The sequence below is a fragment of the Variovorax sp. dw_954 genome (assembly GCF_018449755.1).
Classification (GTDB): Bacteria; Pseudomonadota; Gammaproteobacteria; order Burkholderiales; family Burkholderiaceae_C; genus Variovorax.
Genome location: NZ_JAAVVD010000001.1, coordinates 133,514 through 152,477, shown reverse-complemented (window position 1 = coordinate 152,477; position 18,964 = coordinate 133,514). Strand labels below are relative to the sequence as shown.

Here is an 18,964-nt window from a genome sequence, read left to right as displayed (position 1 = left end):
GCATCAAGCGACGATGCCACGTGAGCGCAAGCTCGCGATCTGCTCGTCGTTCAACCCCATCTCGCGCAGCACGGCATCGGAGTCCTCGCCCAGGGCCGGCGCGGCGCGCCGATGGCTCGCGGGCGTGGCCGACAACTTCGGCACGAAGCCCGGCAGCATGAGCGCGCTGCCATCCGCTTGCGGCGTCGGCTGCAGCATGCCTCGCGCGGCGTAGTGCGGATCGGCCGCGATGTCGGCCACGGTGTAGATGCGGCCGGCCGGCACATGTGCTGCCTCGAGTGCGGCGAGCACCTCCGCCACAGTCCGTGAAGCGGCCCAATCGCCAATGGCCGCGTCGATCATCTGCACCTGTGCCACGCGTCCGGCGTTGCTGGCCAGCGCCGGATCGGCCGCGAGGTCGGCGCGGCCGATGCACTGCATCAGGCGGCGGAAGATGCTGTCCCCGTTGCCGGCCACGATGGCATAGCCGTCGCTGCAGCGGTAGGCGTTGGTTGGCGCGATGCCCGGCAATGCGCTGCCGGCCGCCTCACGCACCGCGCCGAATGCGCTGTATTCAGGCAACAGGCTTTCCATGCAATTGAACACGGCCTCGTAGAGCGCCACGTCAATGACTTGGCCCTGGCCCTTCGGCATCGCGGGGCTCGTCGTCGCGTGGCGATGCTGCAAGGCCAGCAACACGCCGATCACGCCATGCAGCGATGCCAGCGTGTCGCCGATCGACACGCCCACGCGCACCGGCACGCGGCCCGGCTCTCCTGTCAGGTGGCGCAGGCCGCCCATGGCTTCGGCCACCACGCCGAAGCCGGGCCGATCACGATAGGGGCCGGTCTGCCCATAGCCGCTGATGCGCAGCATGACCAGCGAGGGATTCAATGCATGCAGCGCTTCCGGGCCCAGGCCCCAGCCCTCCATCGCGCCCGGCCGGAAGTTCTCGATCAACACGTCGGCCTCGGTCGCGAGCTGCCGCACGATGGCTTGCGCCTCCGGCTCGCGCAGATCGAGGGCCAGCGAGCGCTTGTTGCGCGACTGCACCTGCCACCAGACGGAAGTGCCGTCCTTCAGCATGCGCCACTGGCGCAGCGGATCGCCGGCGCCGGGGGGTTCGATCTTGACGACCTCGGCGCCGAAGTCGGCCAGCGTGCGGGCAGCGAAGGGCCCGGCGATGAGCTGGCCCAGTTCAATCACGCGCAGCCCCGCCAGGGGACCGGCGGCCGGAATATCGATGGACGGTGTGGCAATACCTTGCATGGTCGAGAGTGTGCATGCGGGCAAGTCCCGCGGTGTGTAGCCTCAAAGTCTTCACGAAGGGAAAACACCTAGTGACGTGCGACTTGTGACGTTTGGCACTCATCCCTACAGTTCCTTGATACCGCGCTCGCACGCGGAGGCACTTAGGGAGGACATCGGCATGCTGCCAGACAGAGAAATCGTGAATTTGTCCCGGGAGGAGTCTTTCACCGCGAAGGTGGTGGACTACCCGAGTCCAGCCGCGCGCTGGCACTTTCATCCTGAATTCGAGATCCACCTGGTCGCCGAGACCGAGGGGGTCTACTTCGTAGGCGATCACATCGGCCGCTTCCAGCCCGGCCACCTGGTGATGATGGGCCCCGACCTGCCGCACAACTGGATCAGCGACCTGCCCGCGGAAGGCACTGCGGAGCAGCGCGGCATCATGGTGCAGTTCGGCGCTTCGCTCGCCGACGGCATGGTGCGCACCTTTCCGGAGTTCCGCAAGCTGGCCCCGCTGCTCGGCGAGGCCAACGCCGGCCTCGCGTTCAGCCCGTCAACCGCGGCGGCGGCCAGGCCGGTCATGGAGGAACTGGTCGGCGCGACCGGCCTGCGCCGGGTGGCGTTGCTGCTGTCGCTGTTCGAACTGCTGTACGCCGACACCCAGCGACGACGCCTGGCCAGCGCCAACTACAAGCCGGAGGCACGGTCCTTCATGTCGCATGCCATCAACCACGTGCTGGCGCACATCGGGCAGAACCTGCATACCGAACTGCGCGAGCCGGTGCTCGCAGGGCTCGTGGGGCGCAGTCCGAGTGCGTTCTCGCGGGCCTTCCGCAAGCACACCGGCCAGTCCTTCGTGCGCTATGTGAACGAGTTGCGCATCAGCCGTGCCTGCGAACTGCTGGCGCACAGCGAGCGGCCGGTGCTGGATGTGTGCCTCGACGTCGGCTTCAACAACCTGTCGAACTTCAACCGCCAGTTCCTCATGCAGAAAAACATGCCGCCATCGAAGTTCCGGCGGCATCACAGGATGCAGGTGGCTGCGTCTTCCGAGGGCGGCTACTCCGCTGCGTAAAAAGGTGTGAAGATTTCGTAGCGAGGGCGCCGAGGTCGGGTCTGCGGCGCGGAACCGCACTCCCGTGCGGTGAGCACTGCAGGCCCGAGATCGGCGTCCGCAGTAGAAATATTCACACCTTTTTAGCCGGACTTGTCGGCGTCGCCTAGCAGCTCGTCGAGGTTGCGCGTGATCTGCTCCTCGATCTGCCGGGCGTAGGAATCCATCAGGAAGCCCAGCGTCATGCGCAGGGTGAAGTTGTCCTCCGTCACGCGCAGCGAGCCTTCCGCGCCAGGACGCGAGAACCTGGCGATGTCGCTCACCCAGCCTTCGGAGTACTTGCAGTCCATGCCGTATTCGCTCTCGACCTTCTCGAGCCAGCCTCGCGCAACCTCGCGCGCCTGTTCCAGCCCCAAGGTGTGATTGCGTTCAATGTGGATGTCAGACACCGGGCTTTCCGTTCTGTTGAGTCATGTTTTTAAGGGCCTCCTCGCGTTCGTTCCTCGGCAGCGCGGCGAGCTTTGCGGCGGCGGCATGGAAGCGCCGCCAGTCTCGTCCTTCGCGTTCGAACAACGCCTCGAATGCCGGCACCAGGTCATCGTAAACCGCCTGTGCGCCGAACATCGCATTATTGGCGCGCGCGACCCATCGATCGTATGCGCCCTGCTGCGGGCCGCTCCAACCGGCGCGCAGAGCCGCATAGCGCGCGCGAAAGTCGTCCAGCGCGGCCTTCTTGCGCGCGTCCAGCGCCTGCCTGTCGCGGTCGCCGGCAGGGCTGGCGTCCATCGCGTCGCTGGCGTCATAGATGGCTTCCAGTTGCTGGCGGGTTTCCAGGGTGAGTTGGCGAAACTGCTGACGGCGCTGGTCGAACTGCGCGTATTCGCTGCGCGCCGCTTCGCTGGCCTCGGTGGCGAGCCAGCGCGCGCCGCCGATGCGCTCCACCGCCGTGGCGTAGGACTCGTTGAAGGCCGTGTCGCCCGGCACATAGAGCACCTGATGGGCCAGTTCGTGGAACATGAGGCGGGCCAGTTCGCCCTCGGGGTAGCCGATGAAGGTGGACAGCAACGGGTCGCCGCCGGCCCAGTTGAGCCAGCCCAGCGTCGAGTAGGCCGGGACCGGGTACACGCCGGCTTCGAATCCTTCGGCGCGCTGCACCTCGGCCTCCGCCAACGCATCGGCGTCGCGGTAGTAGCCCCGGTAGCCGACGCAGCCCGCCACCGGGAAGCACCAGGTCTTCAGCTTGAGCGAATAAGGCGGCGCGGCCACCACGTTCCAGACGGCGGCGCCTCGATGCAGGTCGGCGTATTCGGTGTAGCTGGCGTTGTCGGGCAGCCCGAGCTCCGTCACGGCGAAGCGCCGCATGCGTTGCGTTAACGCCAGCTTGTCGCGCAGCGCGGCGGAGGTGGCCGGATCGGCCAGCCACTGCGGCACCGGCCTGGCCGAACGCATCAGGTCGAGGTGCCCGTTGGCCGACTGCCAGTAATAGCCCAGGTTGCTACACCCCGAGAGCGACGCCACCGTGCCGGCCACCACGGCCAGCAGCAGCCACGCGGCCTTGCGCCGGCGCGTCATGATGCGACGGCGTGCCTGTCGTCGCGCTCGACCTGCACCAGGCAATCGTAGAAGGTCGGGCCGCGGCCGATGTCGGTGAGGCGTTGGCTGGTGAGCTGGTTGACGTTGGTGCCGTCCATGCCGAGCTTGCGCCACCAGATGCCCAGCCCGTGCACGACGCCGGCTCGGGCGCGGCGCGACACCTCGGCCCGGCAGCGGTATTCGCCTCGCGCATTGAAGACGCGCACCGTCGCGCCGTCCTCGATGCCGCGCGCGGCTGCGTCGTCGGCATGGATCTCGAGCAGCGGCTCGACCTCGATCGCCCGCAAGCTGCGCACGTTGACGAAGCTCGAGTTGAGGAAGTTGCGCGCCGGCGGGGAGATCATGGCCAACGGGAAATCGCGCGAGCTGCCGGCGGGCTCGTAGTTCGGCACATGGTCGGGCAGGCCGTCCTGCCCCATCGCGGCAAGGCGCGCGCTGAAGAATTCGCACCGGCCTGATGGCGTGGGAAAGCCGCCGTCGGCAAACGGCGCCTCGGGCAGCTCCAGGCTGGTGAAGCCTTGCGTCTCCAGTTCGCCGAAGTCGATCACGCCGGCCGCGAAGGCCTGCCGGCAAAGCGCCTCGTCGTCATCGGCAAAACATGGCTCGGTGAAACCCATTCGGCGCGCCAGTTCGCGGAACACCCAGGCATTGCTGCGCGCCTCGCCGCGCGGCGCCACGGCCGGGCGATTCAACAACACGTCGGTGTGGCCGTAGCTGGTGTGAATGTCCCAGTGCTCGAGTTGCGTGGTGGCGGGCAGCACGTAGTCGGCGTAGTCGGCCGTGTCGGTCTGGAACTGTTCGAGCACGACGGTGAACAGGTCTTCGCGCGCGAAGCCCGCGACCACCTTGCCGGAATCGGGCGCAACGGCCACGGGGTTGCTGTTGTAGACCACGAGCACGTCGACCGGCCTCGCCGAGTCCAGCAGGGCATCGCCGATGGCTGACATGTTGATGGTGCGCGGGGTGCGCCCCGCGAGCAGGTCGGGGCGTTGCAGCTCGGCCCGATCGACCGGGAAGAAACCTGTCGCGCTCAGCAGCACGCCACCCGCACGATGGCGCCAGGCGCCCGTCAGCGCCGGCAGGCAGGCGATGGCGCGGGCCGCGTTGCCGCCGCCGCGCACGCGCTGCATGCCGTAGTTCATGCGGATCGCCGCCGGCCGGGTGGTGCCGTAGGCCTGCGCCAGCGCAACGATCTGCGCCTCCGGCACGCCGCAGACCGCGGCTGCACGCGACGGCGGCCACTGCAGCGCGCGTTCGCGCAACTGCGCCCAGCCCAAGGTGTGGTTGGCGATGTAGTCGTGGTCGAGCCAGTCGTGCACGATGAGTTCGTGCATCAGCGCGAGCGCCAGCGCGGCATCGGTGCCCGGCAGCAGCGCGATGTGCTCGTCGCACTTGTCGGCGGTCTCGGTCTTGCGCGGGTCGATGCAGACAAGGCGCGCGCCGTTGCGTTTGGCCGCCTGCGCATGACGCCAGAAATGCAGGTTGCTGCCGATCGAGTTGCTGCCCCAGATCAGGATCAGCCTGGCTTCGGCAAAGCATTCGACCCGCATGCCGACCTTGCCGCCCAAAGTAAAACTTAAGGCTTCGCCACCTGCCGTCGAGCAGATCGTGCGGTCCAGCAGCGACGCGCCGAGCTTGTGAAAAAAACGACGGTCCATCGACTCGCCCTGCACCAAGCCCATGGTTCCCGCGTAACTGTAGGGCAGAATAGTTTCTAATTGTTTCACCTGTTGCAGGCGCGCGGTGATGGCGTCGAGCGCTTCGTCCCACGAGACAGGGACGAATTGGCCCGAGCCCTTGGGGCCGGTCCGGCGCAGCGGAGTCGTCAGGCGTTCGGGATGGTCGTTGCGTTCGATGTAGCGCGAGACCTTGGTGCAGAGGACGCCGGCGGTGTGGCGGTGGTCCGCGTTGCCCTGCAGCTTGACGGCGACACCGTCCCGCACGGTGGTGACCAGCGCGCAGGTGTCGGGGCAGTCGTGCGGGCAGGCGCCGAGCACGGTGGCGGTGTTGGTTTTTTCGGTGGGCGCCGGGGCATCAAGCATCGGGCGAGTCTAGTGATTTGTGCGCGCACCCTGCGTGCAGAGGGGTTCCGGAATGTTGAATCGCAGACAGTTTTCCATGGCGGCAGCCGGCGCGGCAGCGTTGGGCAATTTCCAGATCGCGCGGGCGCAGGGCGAGACGCCGATCCTGCTGGGCCAGTCGGCGCCGTTCACCGGCCCGGCGGCGCAACTGGGCATCCAGTTCTACCAGGGCGCCAAGCTGTACCTGGACATCTACAACGCCCAGCCGGGCCGCGACGTGGAGTTGCGCTTCCTGGACGACGGCTACGAGCCCGATCGCACGGCGGCCAACACGCGCAAGCTGATCGAGGACGACGTGTTCGCGCTGTTCGGCTACATCGGCACGCCGACCAGCCTGGCCGCGCTGCCGATGGCGGTGAAGGACAAGGTGCCGTTCATCGCGCCGTTCACCGGCGCAATGGCCTTGCGCGAGCCTTTCCAGAAGAACGTGTTCCACCTGCGCGCGTCGTACAACGACGAGACGGCGCTGATCGTGCGGCAGCTGACGTACCTGGGCTTGAAGAAGATCGCGGTCTTCTACCAGAACGACGCGTACGGCAAGGCGGGGCTCGATGGCGTCACGCTGGCGCTGGGGCAGCAGGAGTTGAAGCCGCTGGCGCTGGGAACGGTGGAACGCAATTCGGTGGAGGTGGCCGCGGCCGTGAAGAATATCGTCGCGGCACAGCCCGATGCGATCGTGCAGATCGGCGCGTACAAGGCGTGTGCGGCGTTCATCCGGGAAGCGCGCAGGGCGGGCTATGGCGGCACGTTCTTCAACGTGTCGTTCGTGGGGACGCAGGCCCTGGCCGACGAGCTGGGCAAGGATGGCGCGGGCGTCGTGGTGTCGCAGGTGGTGCCCTCCCCGTACAACCCGGCCAACGGGATCACGCGCGAGTTCACCGAGGCGGTGCGCAAGAGCGGCGGCAACACCAAGGCCAACTTCTCGAGCATGGAAGGCTACCTGGCGGCAAAGGTGCTGACGGAGGGCCTGAAGCGCAGCAGCGGCAAGCCGACGCGCGAGAGCCTGATCGCCGGGCTGGAAGCGATCGACAAGCAGCAGTTCGGTGGGTTCGACGTGTCGTTTTCGTCGAAGAACCATGTGGCTTCGAAGTTTGTCGAGCTGTCGATGATTACGGGGGATGGGCGGGTTCGGACCTGATTGGGTTCGGCTCGGGTTCGCTTCAGTCCCATTCCCTCTGCGGAGAGCGCCCGGCACGCGGTACGGGCCGGCCGACCCTACCGCGGCGGCCGCTTCGCGGCTCCCTTGCGGTGCTCGCTTTGGGCGGGGTCCACATGAACTCGCTTCGCTCAGACAGCATGTGGCCCTGATCCGCCCAAAGCTGCGCTCCTCAGCGCCGCAGAAGGGATCGACCAACCCGTACCGCGTACCGGGCTTTGGGGCGATCGAGAGCCTCGTCCTCTTGGGAGGCTGCTGCCCTCACCCCAGCCCTCTCCCCGAGGGGAGAGGGAGCAAGAGGAATGCACCACCGGGTGTCCACGGCGGCGGGTGGTATGCGGTGCGGGGTGGGTGACCCTTCTGCGCCGCCGAGCAGCGCAGCGTTTGGCGGATCAGGGCCACATGCTGTTTGAGCGAAGCGAGTTCATGTGGACCCCGCCAAACGCGAGCAGCGCAGGGGAGTCGCGCAGCGATCGGCGCAGTAGGGTCGCACGCGCCGTACCGCATGCCGCCCGACGACGCGCCCCGGCCACAAACCCAGCCACAAACCCAGCCGCGACCAAACAGCAACCAACCCGCTCCCAGGCAAACAGGCACGACTGCCGAATCAGCTGCGAACGACGCAGTTCAACCGCCCGCCGTCAACCCATCCACCGCCTGGAACATCGCCTGCCGCGCCTGGCTGATGACCTGCCCCTTCCACGCGTCCGTGTCGGTATAGAACGCTTCCATCATCCGCGCACGGATCGCGTCGGCCAGGTCCGGCGCCGCCTTCTGATGGGCGTGCAGCCAATGGTCCGCGCGCAGCGCCCCCATGACGTCGAGCAACGGCAAGGTGCCGTACTCCAGCGCGATCGAGGTGAACTCCGCCTGCGGACACTCCTCGTAGACCGCGTTCATCATCAGGCCGGTCAGCAGGGCCGAGGTCGATGAGCCATCGTAGATCGACGTGACCGGCGCCTTGTCCGCGCCCCACCAGGCATTGGCGCGGGCGTAGGCGGCCTTGTCGTCGCGGCAGGCAAAGATGCGCTCGCCGATGCCGTTCGGACCCAGGCCCGTGTGCAGGTCGATCCAGGCGATCTTGCGGGCCTGCTGCGCTTGCGAACGCAGCACCTGGCGAAAGGTGGCGTTGCTCCAGGTCGGCGCCTTGCCGCCGAAGAACAAGCCATCATCGAACTGGTACTGGCCACCGCTGATGGCCAGCTGGTAGGCCGGCAGGCCGTGCTTCTCGATCCAGGCACCGATCTCGACCTGGTTCTTCGGCGCGGGCGGCCATTCGGCGGGCAACAACAGCGGATGCAGCCTGGCATAGCCCGCGTTCACCGGCAGCGGCTGGCTGAAGTCGACGAAATTGCGGTTCAGGTCGACGTTCTCGTGCGTGACACGCCGGCCATGCGCGAAGCCATGGGGATTGAGCGCATGCAGGTACAACACCGCCACGCCAGGCTTGCCGGCCTTCTCGCGCCATTCGGCGTCATGCAGCGCAAAGTTCTGCACACCGCTGCCGCAATGGCCTTCGACACCGTGGCAGGCGCTGCTCACGATCAGCAAGTGCTTCGCGTCGGGAGAACCGTCGAGCGCCACATCCATCGACAGGTCCTCGCCGTTGCGGCCCTTGAGGGGATGCGGATGCGCATCGACCTTGAGGCCCGCGGCAACGCAGCCTTGCAGGAACTTGCGGCGGGCTTCGGCGTAGCTGGGCGAAAAGGCCTCGACCACTCCAATCACGCTGCACCACCAGGCTTCAGGAACTGCTCAGCCAGGCTCACCCAGCAGGTCGCGCCGAGCGGGATCAGGTCGTCGTTGAAGTCATAGCTCGCGTTGTGCAGCGTGCACGGGCCGCCGCCGTGGTGCATGGCGCGGTGCGAACCGTCGCCGTTGCCGATGAACGCATAGGCGCCGGGCCTGGCCTGCAACATGAAGGAGAAATCCTCGGCGGTCATGGCCGGGTCCTGCGGCAGCACGTTGTCCTCGCCGACGATGCCGGCCATCACGCGGCGCGCGAAGTTCGCTTCATCGGCGGTGTTGATGGTGGGCGGGTAGTTGCGCACGAACTCGAACTCGCATTCCGCGTTGTGCACCGCGCACAGGCCCTCCGCGATCTGCTTCATGCGCGACTCGATCAGGTCCAGCACCTCGAGCGTGAAGGTGCGCACCGTGCCGCGCAGTTCGACGTTGTTCGGGATGACGTTGACCGCTTCGCCCGCGTGGAACATCGTCACCGAGATGACGCCCGCATCGGTCGGCTTCTTGTTGCGTGTGAGGATGGTCTGGAAGGCCTGCACCATCTCGCAGCCGATCGGCACCGGGTCGATGCCGGTGTGCGGCAGCGCCGCGTGGCCGCCCTTGCCGCGGATGATGATGCGGAACTCGTTGCTCGACGCCATGCAGGGGCCAGGGCTCACGGCAAACTGGCCGGCCTTCATGCCGGGCCAGTTGTGCATGCCGAACACGGCCTCCATCGGGAACTGCTCGAACAGGCCCTCCTTGATCATCTCGCGCGCGCCGCCGCCGCCCTCCTCCGCGGGCTGGAAGATCAGGTAGACAGTGCCGTCGAAGTTGCGGTTCTTCGCCAGGTGCTGCGCGGCGGCGAGCAGCATGGCGGTGTGGCCGTCGTGGCCGCAGGCGTGCATCTTGCCGTGGTGCTTGCTGGCATGTTCGAAGGTGTTGAGCTCGGTCACGGGCAGCGCGTCCATGTCGGCGCGCAGGCCGACGGCGCGGTCGCTGGTGCCGTTCTTCACGATGCCGATGACGCCGGTGGTGCCGAGGCCGCGATGGATCGGGATGCCCCATTCGGTGAGCTTGGCCGCGACCACGTCGGCCGTACGCACCTCCTGGAAGCACAGTTCGGGATGGGCATGCAGGTCGCGTCGGACCGCGGCAATGCCGGCCGCCTGGGTGACGAGGGAATCGATGAGTTTCATGGTGAGGACGAGTCTAGGCTTTGCGGCGATTGCTCGCAAAGCCCCTGCCTCGAACCCCCGCAGGAACTCAGCGGCCCATGTCCTTCAGCCATGCCGCGCGCGCCGCCAGCGCGGTGTCGGTGAAGTCGGTGAACAGGCCGTCGACGCCAAGCCGGTAGTACGCGAGGTACTCGTTCTTCGGGTCGCCCTTGTAGTCGCTGGCCAGGCGCCGGCTCTCGTTGCGGAAAGTGAAGGGGTGGACGAACAGGCCGGCCTTGTGCGCGTCGGCCACCAGAGTGGTCGGCGCCATCGACGTCGAATCGGCATCGTTGAGCTTGCCGTCGCCGTTGATGTCGACCTGCTTGCCGTCCGCGCCTATGGTGCCGCGGGTGCTGATGATGTAGCGCTTCCACGGGCCGATGCCGTCGGCGTAGGTGGCGATCTCGGCCAGGCCGGCCGGCGTCACCATCACGTCGAAGTTGCGCTTGTCGCCGGCCTTGGTCCATTCATAGGGGCGCTCCACCGGCACGGCGTAGGTCATCGCGCCGGTCCTGGGGTCGATGCCGTCGCCGTCGATGAGCTGGATCAGCTTCGTCTTCAGACCCTTGCTCTTCATGTACTTGAGGCTGCCGGGCTCGAAGGACTGCACGAACACCGGCGCCGACTTGCTGTTGAGGCCGGCCTTGTCGAGCATGGCAATGAGCTTGTCCTCCATCGGCAGGCCCATGTCGCGGAACCAGGTGGGGTTCTTGGTCTCGGGGTAGATGGCGATGGGGCGGCCGGTTTCCTTCTGCCTGGCGGCCGCCAGGTCGAGGATCTCCTGGAAGGTCGGAATCTTGTAGAGGCCGTTGAACTGCTGCGGGCGCTCGGGGTCGGTGGAGATCGCACCGAGCGTCTTGATCTCGGCCAGCGTGAAGTCCTGGCTGAACCAGCCGGTCTGCGTTTCGCCATCGACCTGCATGGTCTTCTTGCGCGAGGCGAACTCCGGCTTCGTGGCCACGTTGGTGTTGATCGCGAGGTTGGGATCGTGGCGCGTGATGAGCACGCCGTCCTTGGTGACGATCAGGTCCATCTCGATCACGTCGGCGCCGAGTTCGATGGCGCGCTTGTAGCCCTCGATGGTTTCTTCCGGGATGTAGCCGGAGGCGCCGCGGTGCGCCACCACCAGCGGCGGGCGCCCGTCGAGCGTGGGCAAGGGTCGCTGGCCGACGCCGCCCATGGTGCAGGCGCCCAGCGCAGCAAGCGCCGCGGCGGACAAGCTCATGGATACCGAGCGTGCGGCGGGGAATGGGGAAAGGATCGCGTGCATGGTTTTCTCCTTCTCTCGCTGTTGAGTGGATCTCCAGCCTACCCGCCCCGTGTGTCAGTACTTGTCACAACGCACCCGTTGCGTGGGTTTTCGTGTTGCATCTCCACTGCATGGGGGATGACATGGCACATGGACGACATTGAATTCGAGAACGAACTCACACGCGGCTGCCGGGCGTTCCAAGCGAGCGCCGAAGCGCCCCCACATCCGTGAGAATGAACCCATGCCCACGCCACACGTCCTCTCCAGCCGCAGCCTGCACATCGCGCAAACCCTGGTGCGGATGAACACCGTCAGCAGCAGGAGCAATCTCGAACTGATCGACTTCATTCGCGACCACCTGGCCGGCATCGGCGTGCGCAGCCGCATCACCCGCAATGCCGACCGCAGCAAGGCCAACCTGTTCGCCACGCTGGGCGCGGGCAAGCCGGCTGGCGTGATCATCTCGGGCCACACCGACACGGTGCCCTGGGACGGACAGGACTGGAGCGTTGATCCGCTCTCGGGCATCGTGCAGGCCTGGCCCGAGGGCGTGGCCGAGGACGGCGACGTGCAGCACACGGTGCCGCGCCTGTATGGCCGCGGCGCGGCCGACATGAAGAGCTTCATCGCGATCGCCTTGGCCAATGCCGAGCGCTTCGTCGAAAGCAACTCGCCGTTCGCGGTGCACTTCGCCTTCAGCTACGACGAGGAGGTCGGCTGCTTCGGCGTGAAGGAACTGATCGCCGACATGAAGGAGGCCGGCATCAAGCCGCTGGCCTGCATCATCGGCGAGCCCACCGGGATGGTGCCGGCGATCGCGCACAAGGGTGTGTACCGCTACAAGTGCTGCGTGCGCGGCAAGGAAGCGCACTCCTCGCTCACGCCGAACTCGGTCAACGCGATCGAGATGGGCGCCCGCGTGATCGGCAAGCTGGGCGACATGGCCGAGGCCTTCGAACTGCACGAGCCGCGCTACGAAGGCTTCGACGTGCCCTACAGCACCGCCAGCGTGGGCCAGTTCCATGGCGGCATCGCCGACAACGTGGTGCCGCGCGACGCCGAGTTCCGCTACGAGTTCCGCAACCTGCCGACGGCGGATGCGCAGGACATGCAGAAGGAGGTCCTGGCCTTTGCCGCGAAGACCGAGGTGGCAATGAAGAAGGTCGCGCCGGAGGCCGGCTTCAGCTTCGAGACGATCTGCGAAGTGCCCAGCTTCATGGGCTCGGCCAACGACCCGGTCACGCGCCTGGCGCAACGGCTGTCGGGCGAATCGCGCGTGACGCAGATCGCCTTCGGCACCGAGGCCGGGCTCTTCAAGAGCGCCGGCATCCCGACGGTGGTGTGCGGCCCCGGCAGCATCCACCAGGCGCACCAGCCCGACGAGTTCGTGACGCTGGACCAGTTGGCTCGCTGCGAGGAGTTCCTGCGCGGCCTGGCGACCACCAAGGCGATCGGGTGAGTGCAAAGTGGTTCTGCCTCCGGTGACATGAAGCGCGTCGCGCTGGCCCTGCTGTGCGGCGCGGCGCTGCTCTATGCGCTGTCCAGCGTGATGGGTGCGCGCTACCCTGGCGCGGCAGGGGGCGCATGGGGCTACGTCGCGGCATTCTCCGAAGCGGCCATGGTGGGCGCCATTGCCGACTGGTTTGCGGTGGTCGCGCTGTTCCGCCATCCGCTCGGCCTGCCGATACCGCACACGGCCATCATCCCCAGCAACAAGGATCGCATCGGCGCCAAGCTGGCCGGCTTCATCTGCAACAACTTCCTCGGCACGGAGCAGGTGCTGGTAAAGCTGCGCGAGTTCGACGCCGCGGGCCGGCTGGCCGACTGGCTGGCGCGGCCGGCCAGCGCGGACAAGCTCGGCGAATGGGGCGTGCTGGCCGCACGCTACGGGCTGTCCGCCTTCGATGACGCGCGGGTGCGCGACTTCCTCGGCAACATCGCCAAGGCGGGCATTGCCCAACTCGACATCGCCCGTGCCGCCGGGCAAGCCCTCGAAGCCCTGACCGCTGGCGGCCGCCACCAGACCCTGCTGAACGACGCCCTGGCCCAGATCTCCGAACTGCTCGAAGGCGAGACCGCGCAGGCGCAGATCACCGAGGCCATTGCGCGCGAGGTCAAGTCGTTGCGCTTTGTCGGTCTGGACCAGGTCGCCGCGCGGCTTGGCACGAAGAAGGTGGTGTCCGCCGTCGCCAGGAGCCTGGCCGAGATCGCGGCCGAGCCCGACCACCCTTTGCGCGCGCGCTTCGACGGCGCCATGGCCAACTTCATTGCCCGGCTGCAGCACGATCCCGCGTTCCACGAGCGCGGGGAGGAAATCCGCGCCGAGCTCATGGCGCACCCTGCTCTCGGCGAGTACCTGCACGGCCTGTGGGACGAGTTGCTCGGCTGGCTGCGCGAAGACCTCGGCCGCGCCGACTCCATCATCGGCCAGCGGATTGCCGCACTGACCTCGGCGCTCGGCACACGCCTGCAGTCCGACACGGAGATCCGGAAGTGGATCAACGAACAGATCGAAGCCGCCGCGCCGCTGGCCATCGAGCGCTACCGCGAAGACATCCGCCGCTACATCATCGAGCGCGTCGGCCAATGGAACGCCCACGAGATGACCCGCGAACTGGAGCAGCACATCGGCCGCGACCTGCAGTTCATCCGCGTCAACGGCACGCTGGTCGGCGGGCTCGTGGGGCTGGTCATCCATGCAGTGACGCACTGGGTCCGCGGCTGAAGAAGGCGTGAAACTTTCTACTGCGGACGCCGAGCCGGGGCCTGCGGTCCTCACCGCACGAGAGTGCGATTCCGGTCCGCGTACCGGCTTTCTGGCAGGCGCCCTCGCTACGAAATCTTTACGCCTTCTCCCCCGGCCTGATCAAGCAGTACTTTCGACCTGATTGCGCCAAACGGGATACATGTGTATCTTTATGTGACAGAGAGAAAGGCTGCTCGATGGACCTGGATTTTCATGTTCAGAAGATTGACGCGCTCACGCCACGAGCCGCCAAGATCGCCCTGCGAATGCTGGATGGCGACCCGCGTATTCCGACCGAATGGGTGGTGACCCTGCGCCCTGCCCTGGTCGGCCGCAGTACGGAATCTGAGGGGTTCAGGAGCACCGACTGGATGACGATGGCCGCCATCGAGAAGCCCGCGATCCGGCGCTTTGCCGAGTTCTTTGAAAGCCGCGAACAACGCCACGCCCGCCTCTGGGTCATGAGCTTGCGCAAGGCATCGCAGCAATTGAACGACCGGCCCGCTGCCGACACGGTGAACGGCTCGCTGGCGGGCTGAAGGCAAGGGCCTCCCGCGCCAGGGTCCGGCTGCCAGCGCTCAGTTCGCCAGCATCCGCTCCTGCGCAATCACCAGCAGCCCATCCATGATCAGGCTCTCGACCAGTTCGAACGGCGACACCATCGACGGCGCCATCTTCCAGCCAGCCCCGCCGGCCATGTAGCGCACCGGCTCCGCGCCGCAGTGCTTGCGCACATGCTCCACCATGCGCTCGACGGCGCCGGCAATCGCGTAGGTGCCGCCGCTGGTGAGTGCATCGCTCGTGTTGGTGGGGAAATCGGTGACTTCACCGGTCGGCACGTGCAGCCCCGCCGTGCCCGACTCCAGCGCCTTCAGCATGATCCCGTGCCCCGGCAGGATCAGCCCGCCCAGGAACTTGCCGTTGGTGTCGATGGCCTCCACCGTGACGGCCGTGCCGATCAGCACCACCACCATCGGCCGCGCCGGACCTTCCGCCAGCATGCGATGCCGCGCGCCGATCATTGCCACCCAGCGGTCGGCGCCCAGGCGCGTCGGATGGTCGTAGCCGTTGATGATGCCGGCCTCGGCCGAACTCGACACGACCCAGCGGGCGGCGCAGTCGAAGCGCTCGTGGATCTGCTCCTCGGCGCGGCGCCGCAACTGGTCGCCGGCCACCACGCAACCCAGCATCGAAGCGGGCTGCGGCAGCTCGGCCCATGCCCCTTCCGCGAGGCTTTCGATGTGGTCCAGGAACTCGGCCCCGTGCCCGAGCAGGTTGGCGCCGGGACGCGGCGCATCGTACATGGCCCACTTGAGGCGCGTGTTGCCGATGTCGATGGCGAGGAATGTCATGCGCGGCATTATGCTGAGCCCTTTTGATTCACACAGGGACACAAGCGATGCGAAGCGTGATCATCGAGAAGTTCGGCGACCCCAAGGAGGTGCTGACACTGGGCGAGCGCCCCCTGCCCGAGCCCGGCCCCGGCCAGGTTCGCGTGCGCATGACCATGTCGCCGATCCACAACCACGACCTGGCGATCGTGCGCGGTGTGTACGGCTACAAGCCGCCGCTGCCAGCCACGCCGGGCACGGAGGCCGTCGGCATCGTCGATGCGCTCGGTGAGGGTGTCACCTCACCCGCCAAGGGCCAGCGCGTGATGATGGCCGGTGCCAGCGCGACCTGGGCCGAGTACTTCCTGGCACCCGCGGCCAAGCTCATCCCCGTGCCCGATGCCCTGCCCGACGAGGCGGCCTGCCAGCTCATCGCGATGCCACTGAGCGCCGCGATGCTGCTGGAAGACCTGCAGCTCAAGCCCGGCGAATGGATGGTGCAGAACACAGCCAACGGCGCGGTCGGCAAGACCGTCGCGGGGCTGGCCCAGGCGCGCGGCATCCATGTCGTGAACCTGGTGCGGCGCGACGCGGGCATCGCCGAACTGGAAGCGCTCGGCATTGCCAATGCCGTCTCCACCGAGCAGCCCGGCTGGCAGGAGCGCGTCAAGGCAATCACCGGCGATGCGCCGATCCTGCGCGCGGTCGATTCGATCGGCGGCGATGCGGCGAACCAGATCGCCGGGATCATGGCGGTTGGCGGCACGCTGGTGTCCTTTGGCGCGATGTCGGGCAAGCCGCTGGTCATCGGCGCGGACAACCTGATCTTCAAGCAGGCCACGGTCAAGGGCTTCTGGGGCGCAAAGCGCAGCGAAAGCACGCCGCCCGCCGAACTGGCGAGGCTGATCGGCGAGTTGATGAAGGCCGTGGCGACCGGCGCCCTGAAATTGCCGGTGGAAGCTGCCTTCGACATTGCGCGGGCTGCCGAGGCCGCCGCCGCGAGCGATGTGCCGGGCCGCGCCGGGAAGATCGTGCTCACCGCGGGCTGAAGCCGGCCTCGGGCTGCTTCGAGTCCGCCGCGAGGGCGCGCCCCGCTTGAGATGGGGCGCCGGGCCGCAGACCGCCCCGGCAGGGGATTCACGGCCCGCTGAAGACCGGCCAAGCGCCTGCTCAGTCACGGCAGGCCGCGCAAGCTCATAAGGTGTAAAGATTTCGTAGCGAGGGCGTCGAGGTCGGGCCGAGGACCGGAGCCGTACTCCAGTACGGTGAGGACCGCAGGCCCGAGATCGGCGTCCGCAGTAGAAAGATTCACAACTTCTTCAGTTCTGCTTCCACGGCAGGCCACGGAAGCGCCAGCCGCCGACGTGCCCGCGCTGGCCATGCTCGTCGGGATTGCCCTCGAAGCCTTCGAGGATGTTGTACGCCTCGATGCCCAGTTCGGTCGCGCGCTTCGCTGCGGAAATGGAACGCACGCCGCTGCGGCACAGCATGACGGCCTTGCGCCCCTGCGGCACGCCGGCTCGGAGGCCTTCGTCGAAATCCGCGTTCGGCACCATGCCGGGCCATTGCTTCCAGGCCAGGCCCAGGCTGCCGGGCACATAGCCGACCCATTCGCGCTCGGCGTCGCTGCGGACGTCCACCAATACGGCTTCCCCGCTGGCCACCCATTGGGCGGCCAGCATGGGGCTGATGTCGCCCGCGTAGCCTGTCGCGGGCCGGACGTCGCCCAGGGGCGTGGAATTTGCACTTGAAGGAGAGGTCGGGGCAGTCATGCACAAATTTTGCCACTCGCCGGCAAATTGTGATTCGACAAAAAACCATCCAATTAACATCCATTCGCCATCCATATGGATGGTGTACGATGCGTCCATGCCTTCTTCCAGCCTTTCCACGCAACTCCGCGCCAAGCCGCCCGGCGATTCCGAAAAGATCACCATCAACCTCGGCTACATCGACCTGGGCCAGGTCGACCTGCTGGTGGCCGAGGGCTTCTATTCGAATCGCAGCGACTTCATCCGCACCGCCATCCGCAACCAGCTCACCACCCACGGCGATGCGGTCAAGCAGGTGGTGGCGCGCAAGACGCTGGTGCTGGGGCTGCAGAACTTTGGCGTGGCGGAACTCGAGGCGGCGCGCGCGGCCGGCCAGAAGCTCGACATCCGCGTGCTGGGCCTGGCGAGCATCGCGCCCGACGTGTCGGTCGAACTGGCGCTGGCCACCATTCAATCCATCACCGTGCTCGGTGCGCTGCAGGCCAGTCCCGCCGTGAAGGCCGCTTTGGCCAGTCGAATCCACTGAACAAGGACCATTCCATGAACCCCGTACTCCAACGCCTGATGAACGAGGCCACGCGGCTCACCCGCAGTGGCAACCTGCAGGCGGCGACCGCGGCGATCCAGCGCGCGCTACACATCGGCAAGGCGCGCCCCGCCGCCGGGGAAACGACAACGCCGCCGCCGACACCCTCCGCGGCCGAAGGCGATGTCATCGAAGCCGAAGTCCGCGTGATCATCGACCCGCAGCCGTCAACCGCGTTCGCCCGTGCGGAGCCGGCCGAGGTCGTCCAGCCCGTCGAGATCAACGAGATCGACGAGATCGACGAACCGGTGATCGTCCGCGACATACCCGAGCCCGAGCAATGGACGGATGGCCACTTCGCGCATGACGGGCGCACGCTGGCCTACAAGCTCTACCTGCCGCCCCGCACGGCAGCCGCGGCGGCCAAGCCGATGCCGCTGGTGCTGATGCTGCACGGCTGCACCCAGAACCCGGCCGATTTCGCAGCCGGCACGCGCATGAACGACCTGGCGCGTGCCCAGGGCTTCGCCGTCCTCTACCCGGCCCAGACGCAGCGGGAGAACGCGCAAGGCTGCTGGAACTGGTTCAAGACGCAGCACCAGCAACGCGGCCGCGGCGAGCCTGCATTGCTCGCCGCGCTGACGCAGACCGTGATGGCCGACCATGCCATCGACCCGGCGCGCGTCTACGTCGCGGGCTTGTCGGCCGGCGGCGCGATGGCGGACATCCTGGGTCGCCGCTATCCGGACATCTTCGCGGCGGTCGGCGTGCATTCGGGCCTGCCGATGGGCGCGGCGAGCGACCTGATGTCCGCGCTGGCCGCGATGCACGGCGGCGGCGCAGCGTCGGCGCCCCATGAGGGCAAGGCGCTGCCCGTGATCGTGTTCCATGGCGACGCCGACGCCACCGTGAATGCGAGGAACGGCGCCGCCATCGTGGCTGCGGCGAGCGGCGGGTACAACGGCGCGGGTGCGGCACCGCAGGTCACGCAGGGCCAGTCCGCCGGCAACCAGCGATTCACCCGGACCACCCATGCCAGCGCCAATGGCCGGGCCTACATCGAGCACTGGCAGCTTCACGGGGCCGGCCACGCCTGGTCGGGCGGCAGCCGCAGCGGCAGCTTCACCGACCCGAACGGCATCGACGCCAGCGCCGAAATGCTGCGCTTCTTCCTGGCCCATTCCCGCAGCTGAGCACGGCACCTCCCCTACATCCTGTGACCCAAACCGCCACAGGTTGACATTTCTTTGCGCGCCGGCGGCCAGCCGAATGCGATGCTGG

The 18,964-nt window shown here is 67.3% G+C and carries 17 protein-coding genes; 8 read left to right on the top strand and 9 right to left on the bottom strand.

What is annotated here, in order from left to right:
* Positions 1–3: 3 nt before the first annotated feature.
* On the bottom strand, positions 4–1,248 hold the full coding sequence (locus HB681_RS00720; protein WP_213952828.1) for a CaiB/BaiF CoA-transferase family protein: 1,245 nt from the start codon (positions 1,246–1,248) through the stop codon (positions 4–6).
* A gap of 160 nt (positions 1,249–1,408) precedes the next feature.
* Between HB681_RS00720 and HB681_RS00715 the strand changes: the two genes are divergently transcribed.
* Positions 1,409–2,305: an AraC family transcriptional regulator gene (locus HB681_RS00715; protein WP_213952827.1), complete on the top strand. Its 897-nt coding sequence runs from the start codon at positions 1,409–1,411 to the stop codon at positions 2,303–2,305.
* A gap of 122 nt (positions 2,306–2,427) precedes the next feature.
* Here HB681_RS00715 and HB681_RS00710 read toward each other — a convergent pair whose 3' ends face one another.
* The 3 genes from HB681_RS00710 to HB681_RS00700 are packed head-to-tail and all read right to left on the bottom strand — an operon-like array spanning position 2,428 to position 5,919.
* Positions 2,428–2,733 (bottom strand): polyhydroxyalkanoic acid system family protein, encoded by a 306-nt coding sequence (locus HB681_RS00710; protein WP_213952826.1) that lies wholly within the window; start codon positions 2,731–2,733, stop codon positions 2,428–2,430.
* Complete coding sequence (locus HB681_RS00705; protein WP_213952825.1) at positions 2,726–3,856, bottom strand: aminopeptidase; 1,131 nt, start codon at positions 3,854–3,856, stop codon at positions 2,726–2,728. The genes HB681_RS00710 and HB681_RS00705 overlap by 8 nt, the downstream gene beginning before the upstream one ends.
* Positions 3,853–5,919, bottom strand: coding sequence for a molybdopterin oxidoreductase family protein (locus tag HB681_RS00700; protein WP_213952824.1), 2,067 nt, complete (start codon positions 5,917–5,919; stop codon positions 3,853–3,855). Before HB681_RS00700 ends, HB681_RS00705 begins: the two co-directional genes overlap by 4 nt.
* Positions 5,920–5,971: 52 nt before the next feature.
* Between HB681_RS00700 and HB681_RS00695 the strand changes: the two genes are divergently transcribed.
* Positions 5,972–7,096 (top strand): ABC transporter substrate-binding protein, encoded by a 1,125-nt coding sequence (locus HB681_RS00695; protein WP_213952823.1) that lies wholly within the window; start codon positions 5,972–5,974, stop codon positions 7,094–7,096.
* Between the two features lie 645 nt (positions 7,097–7,741).
* Here HB681_RS00695 and HB681_RS00690 read toward each other — a convergent pair.
* The 3 genes from HB681_RS00690 to HB681_RS00680 all read right to left on the bottom strand — a co-directional run bounded on the left by HB681_RS00690 (position 7,742) and on the right by HB681_RS00680 (position 11,326).
* On the bottom strand, positions 7,742–8,842 hold the full coding sequence (locus HB681_RS00690; RefSeq protein WP_213952822.1) for a DUF2817 domain-containing protein: 1,101 nt from the start codon (positions 8,840–8,842) through the stop codon (positions 7,742–7,744).
* Positions 8,839–10,038, bottom strand: coding sequence for a M20 aminoacylase family protein (locus HB681_RS00685; protein WP_213952821.1), 1,200 nt, complete (start codon positions 10,036–10,038; stop codon positions 8,839–8,841). Before HB681_RS00685 ends, HB681_RS00690 begins: the two co-directional genes overlap by 4 nt.
* A gap of 67 nt (positions 10,039–10,105) precedes the next feature.
* On the bottom strand, positions 10,106–11,326 hold the full coding sequence (locus HB681_RS00680) for a glycerophosphodiester phosphodiesterase (RefSeq protein ID WP_213952820.1): 1,221 nt from the start codon (positions 11,324–11,326) through the stop codon (positions 10,106–10,108).
* 223 nt (positions 11,327–11,549) lie between these two features.
* Between HB681_RS00680 and argE the strand changes: the two genes are divergently transcribed.
* The 3 genes from argE (at position 11,550) to HB681_RS00665 (ending at position 14,593) form a co-directional block, all read left to right on the top strand.
* Complete coding sequence (gene argE / locus HB681_RS00675; RefSeq protein ID WP_213952819.1) at positions 11,550–12,767, top strand: acetylornithine deacetylase; 1,218 nt, start codon at positions 11,550–11,552, stop codon at positions 12,765–12,767.
* Positions 12,768–14,033 carry a DUF445 domain-containing protein gene (locus HB681_RS00670; RefSeq protein WP_345944602.1) on the top strand — a complete coding sequence of 422 codons (1,266 nt, stop codon included), beginning with the start codon at positions 12,768–12,770 and terminating at the stop codon, positions 14,031–14,033.
* A 218-nt stretch (positions 14,034–14,251) separates the two neighbouring features.
* On the top strand, positions 14,252–14,593 hold the full coding sequence (locus HB681_RS00665; protein WP_213952818.1) for a hypothetical protein: 342 nt from the start codon (positions 14,252–14,254) through the stop codon (positions 14,591–14,593).
* Positions 14,594–14,632: 39 nt separating this feature from the next.
* Here HB681_RS00665 and HB681_RS00660 read toward each other — a convergent pair whose 3' ends face one another.
* Positions 14,633–15,406 carry a type III pantothenate kinase gene (locus HB681_RS00660; protein WP_213952817.1) on the bottom strand — a complete coding sequence of 258 codons (774 nt, stop codon included), beginning with the start codon at positions 15,404–15,406 and terminating at the stop codon, positions 14,633–14,635.
* 47 nt (positions 15,407–15,453) lie between these two features.
* On the opposite strand from HB681_RS00660, the gene HB681_RS00655 reads away from it, so the two are divergent.
* Complete coding sequence (locus HB681_RS00655) at positions 15,454–16,434, top strand: zinc-binding dehydrogenase (RefSeq protein ID WP_213952816.1); 981 nt, start codon at positions 15,454–15,456, stop codon at positions 16,432–16,434.
* A 270-nt stretch (positions 16,435–16,704) separates the two neighbouring features.
* Here HB681_RS00655 and HB681_RS00650 read toward each other — a convergent pair whose 3' ends face one another.
* The gene (locus HB681_RS00650; RefSeq protein ID WP_213953287.1) at positions 16,705–17,157 is read right to left on the bottom strand and encodes a rhodanese-like domain-containing protein; all 453 of its coding nucleotides are present in this window, start codon (positions 17,155–17,157) and stop codon (positions 16,705–16,707) included.
* A gap of 97 nt (positions 17,158–17,254) precedes the next feature.
* Here HB681_RS00650 and HB681_RS00645 point away from each other — a divergent pair, with 97 nt between their 5' ends.
* Entirely contained in the window at positions 17,255–17,683 is a 429-nt protein-coding gene (locus HB681_RS00645) for a CopG family transcriptional regulator (protein ID WP_213952815.1), read from the top strand.
* 14 nt (positions 17,684–17,697) lie between these two features.
* Positions 17,698–18,876 carry a PHB depolymerase family esterase gene (locus HB681_RS00640; protein ID WP_213952814.1) on the top strand — a complete coding sequence of 393 codons (1,179 nt, stop codon included), beginning with the start codon at positions 17,698–17,700 and terminating at the stop codon, positions 18,874–18,876.
* Positions 18,877–18,964 lie beyond the last annotated feature (88 nt).

What these genes read in the sequence shown, in the direction of transcription:
- HB681_RS00720 (WP_213952828.1), bottom strand. Translation starts at nt 1,248, where the DNA reads ATGCAAGGTATTGCCACACCGTCCATCGATATTCCGGCCGCCGGTCCC.
- HB681_RS00715 (WP_213952827.1), top strand. Translation starts at nt 1,409, where the DNA reads ATGCTGCCAGACAGAGAAATCGTGAATTTGTCCCGGGAGGAGTCTTTC.
- HB681_RS00705 (WP_213952825.1), bottom strand. Translation starts at nt 3,856, where the DNA reads ATGACGCGCCGGCGCAAGGCCGCGTGGCTGCTGCTGGCCGTGGTGGCC.
- HB681_RS00700 (WP_213952824.1), bottom strand. Translation starts at nt 5,919, where the DNA reads ATGCTTGATGCCCCGGCGCCCACCGAAAAAACCAACACCGCCACCGTG.
- HB681_RS00695 (WP_213952823.1), top strand. Translation starts at nt 5,972, where the DNA reads ATGTTGAATCGCAGACAGTTTTCCATGGCGGCAGCCGGCGCGGCAGCG.
- HB681_RS00685 (WP_213952821.1), bottom strand. Translation starts at nt 10,038, where the DNA reads ATGAAACTCATCGATTCCCTCGTCACCCAGGCGGCCGGCATTGCCGCG.
- HB681_RS00680 (WP_213952820.1), bottom strand. Translation starts at nt 11,326, where the DNA reads ATGCACGCGATCCTTTCCCCATTCCCCGCCGCACGCTCGGTATCCATG.
- argE (WP_213952819.1), top strand. Translation starts at nt 11,550, where the DNA reads ATGCCCACGCCACACGTCCTCTCCAGCCGCAGCCTGCACATCGCGCAA.
- HB681_RS00665 (WP_213952818.1), top strand. Translation starts at nt 14,252, where the DNA reads ATGGACCTGGATTTTCATGTTCAGAAGATTGACGCGCTCACGCCACGA.
- HB681_RS00660 (WP_213952817.1), bottom strand. Translation starts at nt 15,406, where the DNA reads ATGACATTCCTCGCCATCGACATCGGCAACACGCGCCTCAAGTGGGCC.
- HB681_RS00655 (WP_213952816.1), top strand. Translation starts at nt 15,454, where the DNA reads ATGCGAAGCGTGATCATCGAGAAGTTCGGCGACCCCAAGGAGGTGCTG.
- HB681_RS00650 (WP_213953287.1), bottom strand. Translation starts at nt 17,157, where the DNA reads ATGACTGCCCCGACCTCTCCTTCAAGTGCAAATTCCACGCCCCTGGGC.
- HB681_RS00645 (WP_213952815.1), top strand. Translation starts at nt 17,255, where the DNA reads ATGCCTTCTTCCAGCCTTTCCACGCAACTCCGCGCCAAGCCGCCCGGC.
- HB681_RS00640 (WP_213952814.1), top strand. Translation starts at nt 17,698, where the DNA reads ATGAACCCCGTACTCCAACGCCTGATGAACGAGGCCACGCGGCTCACC.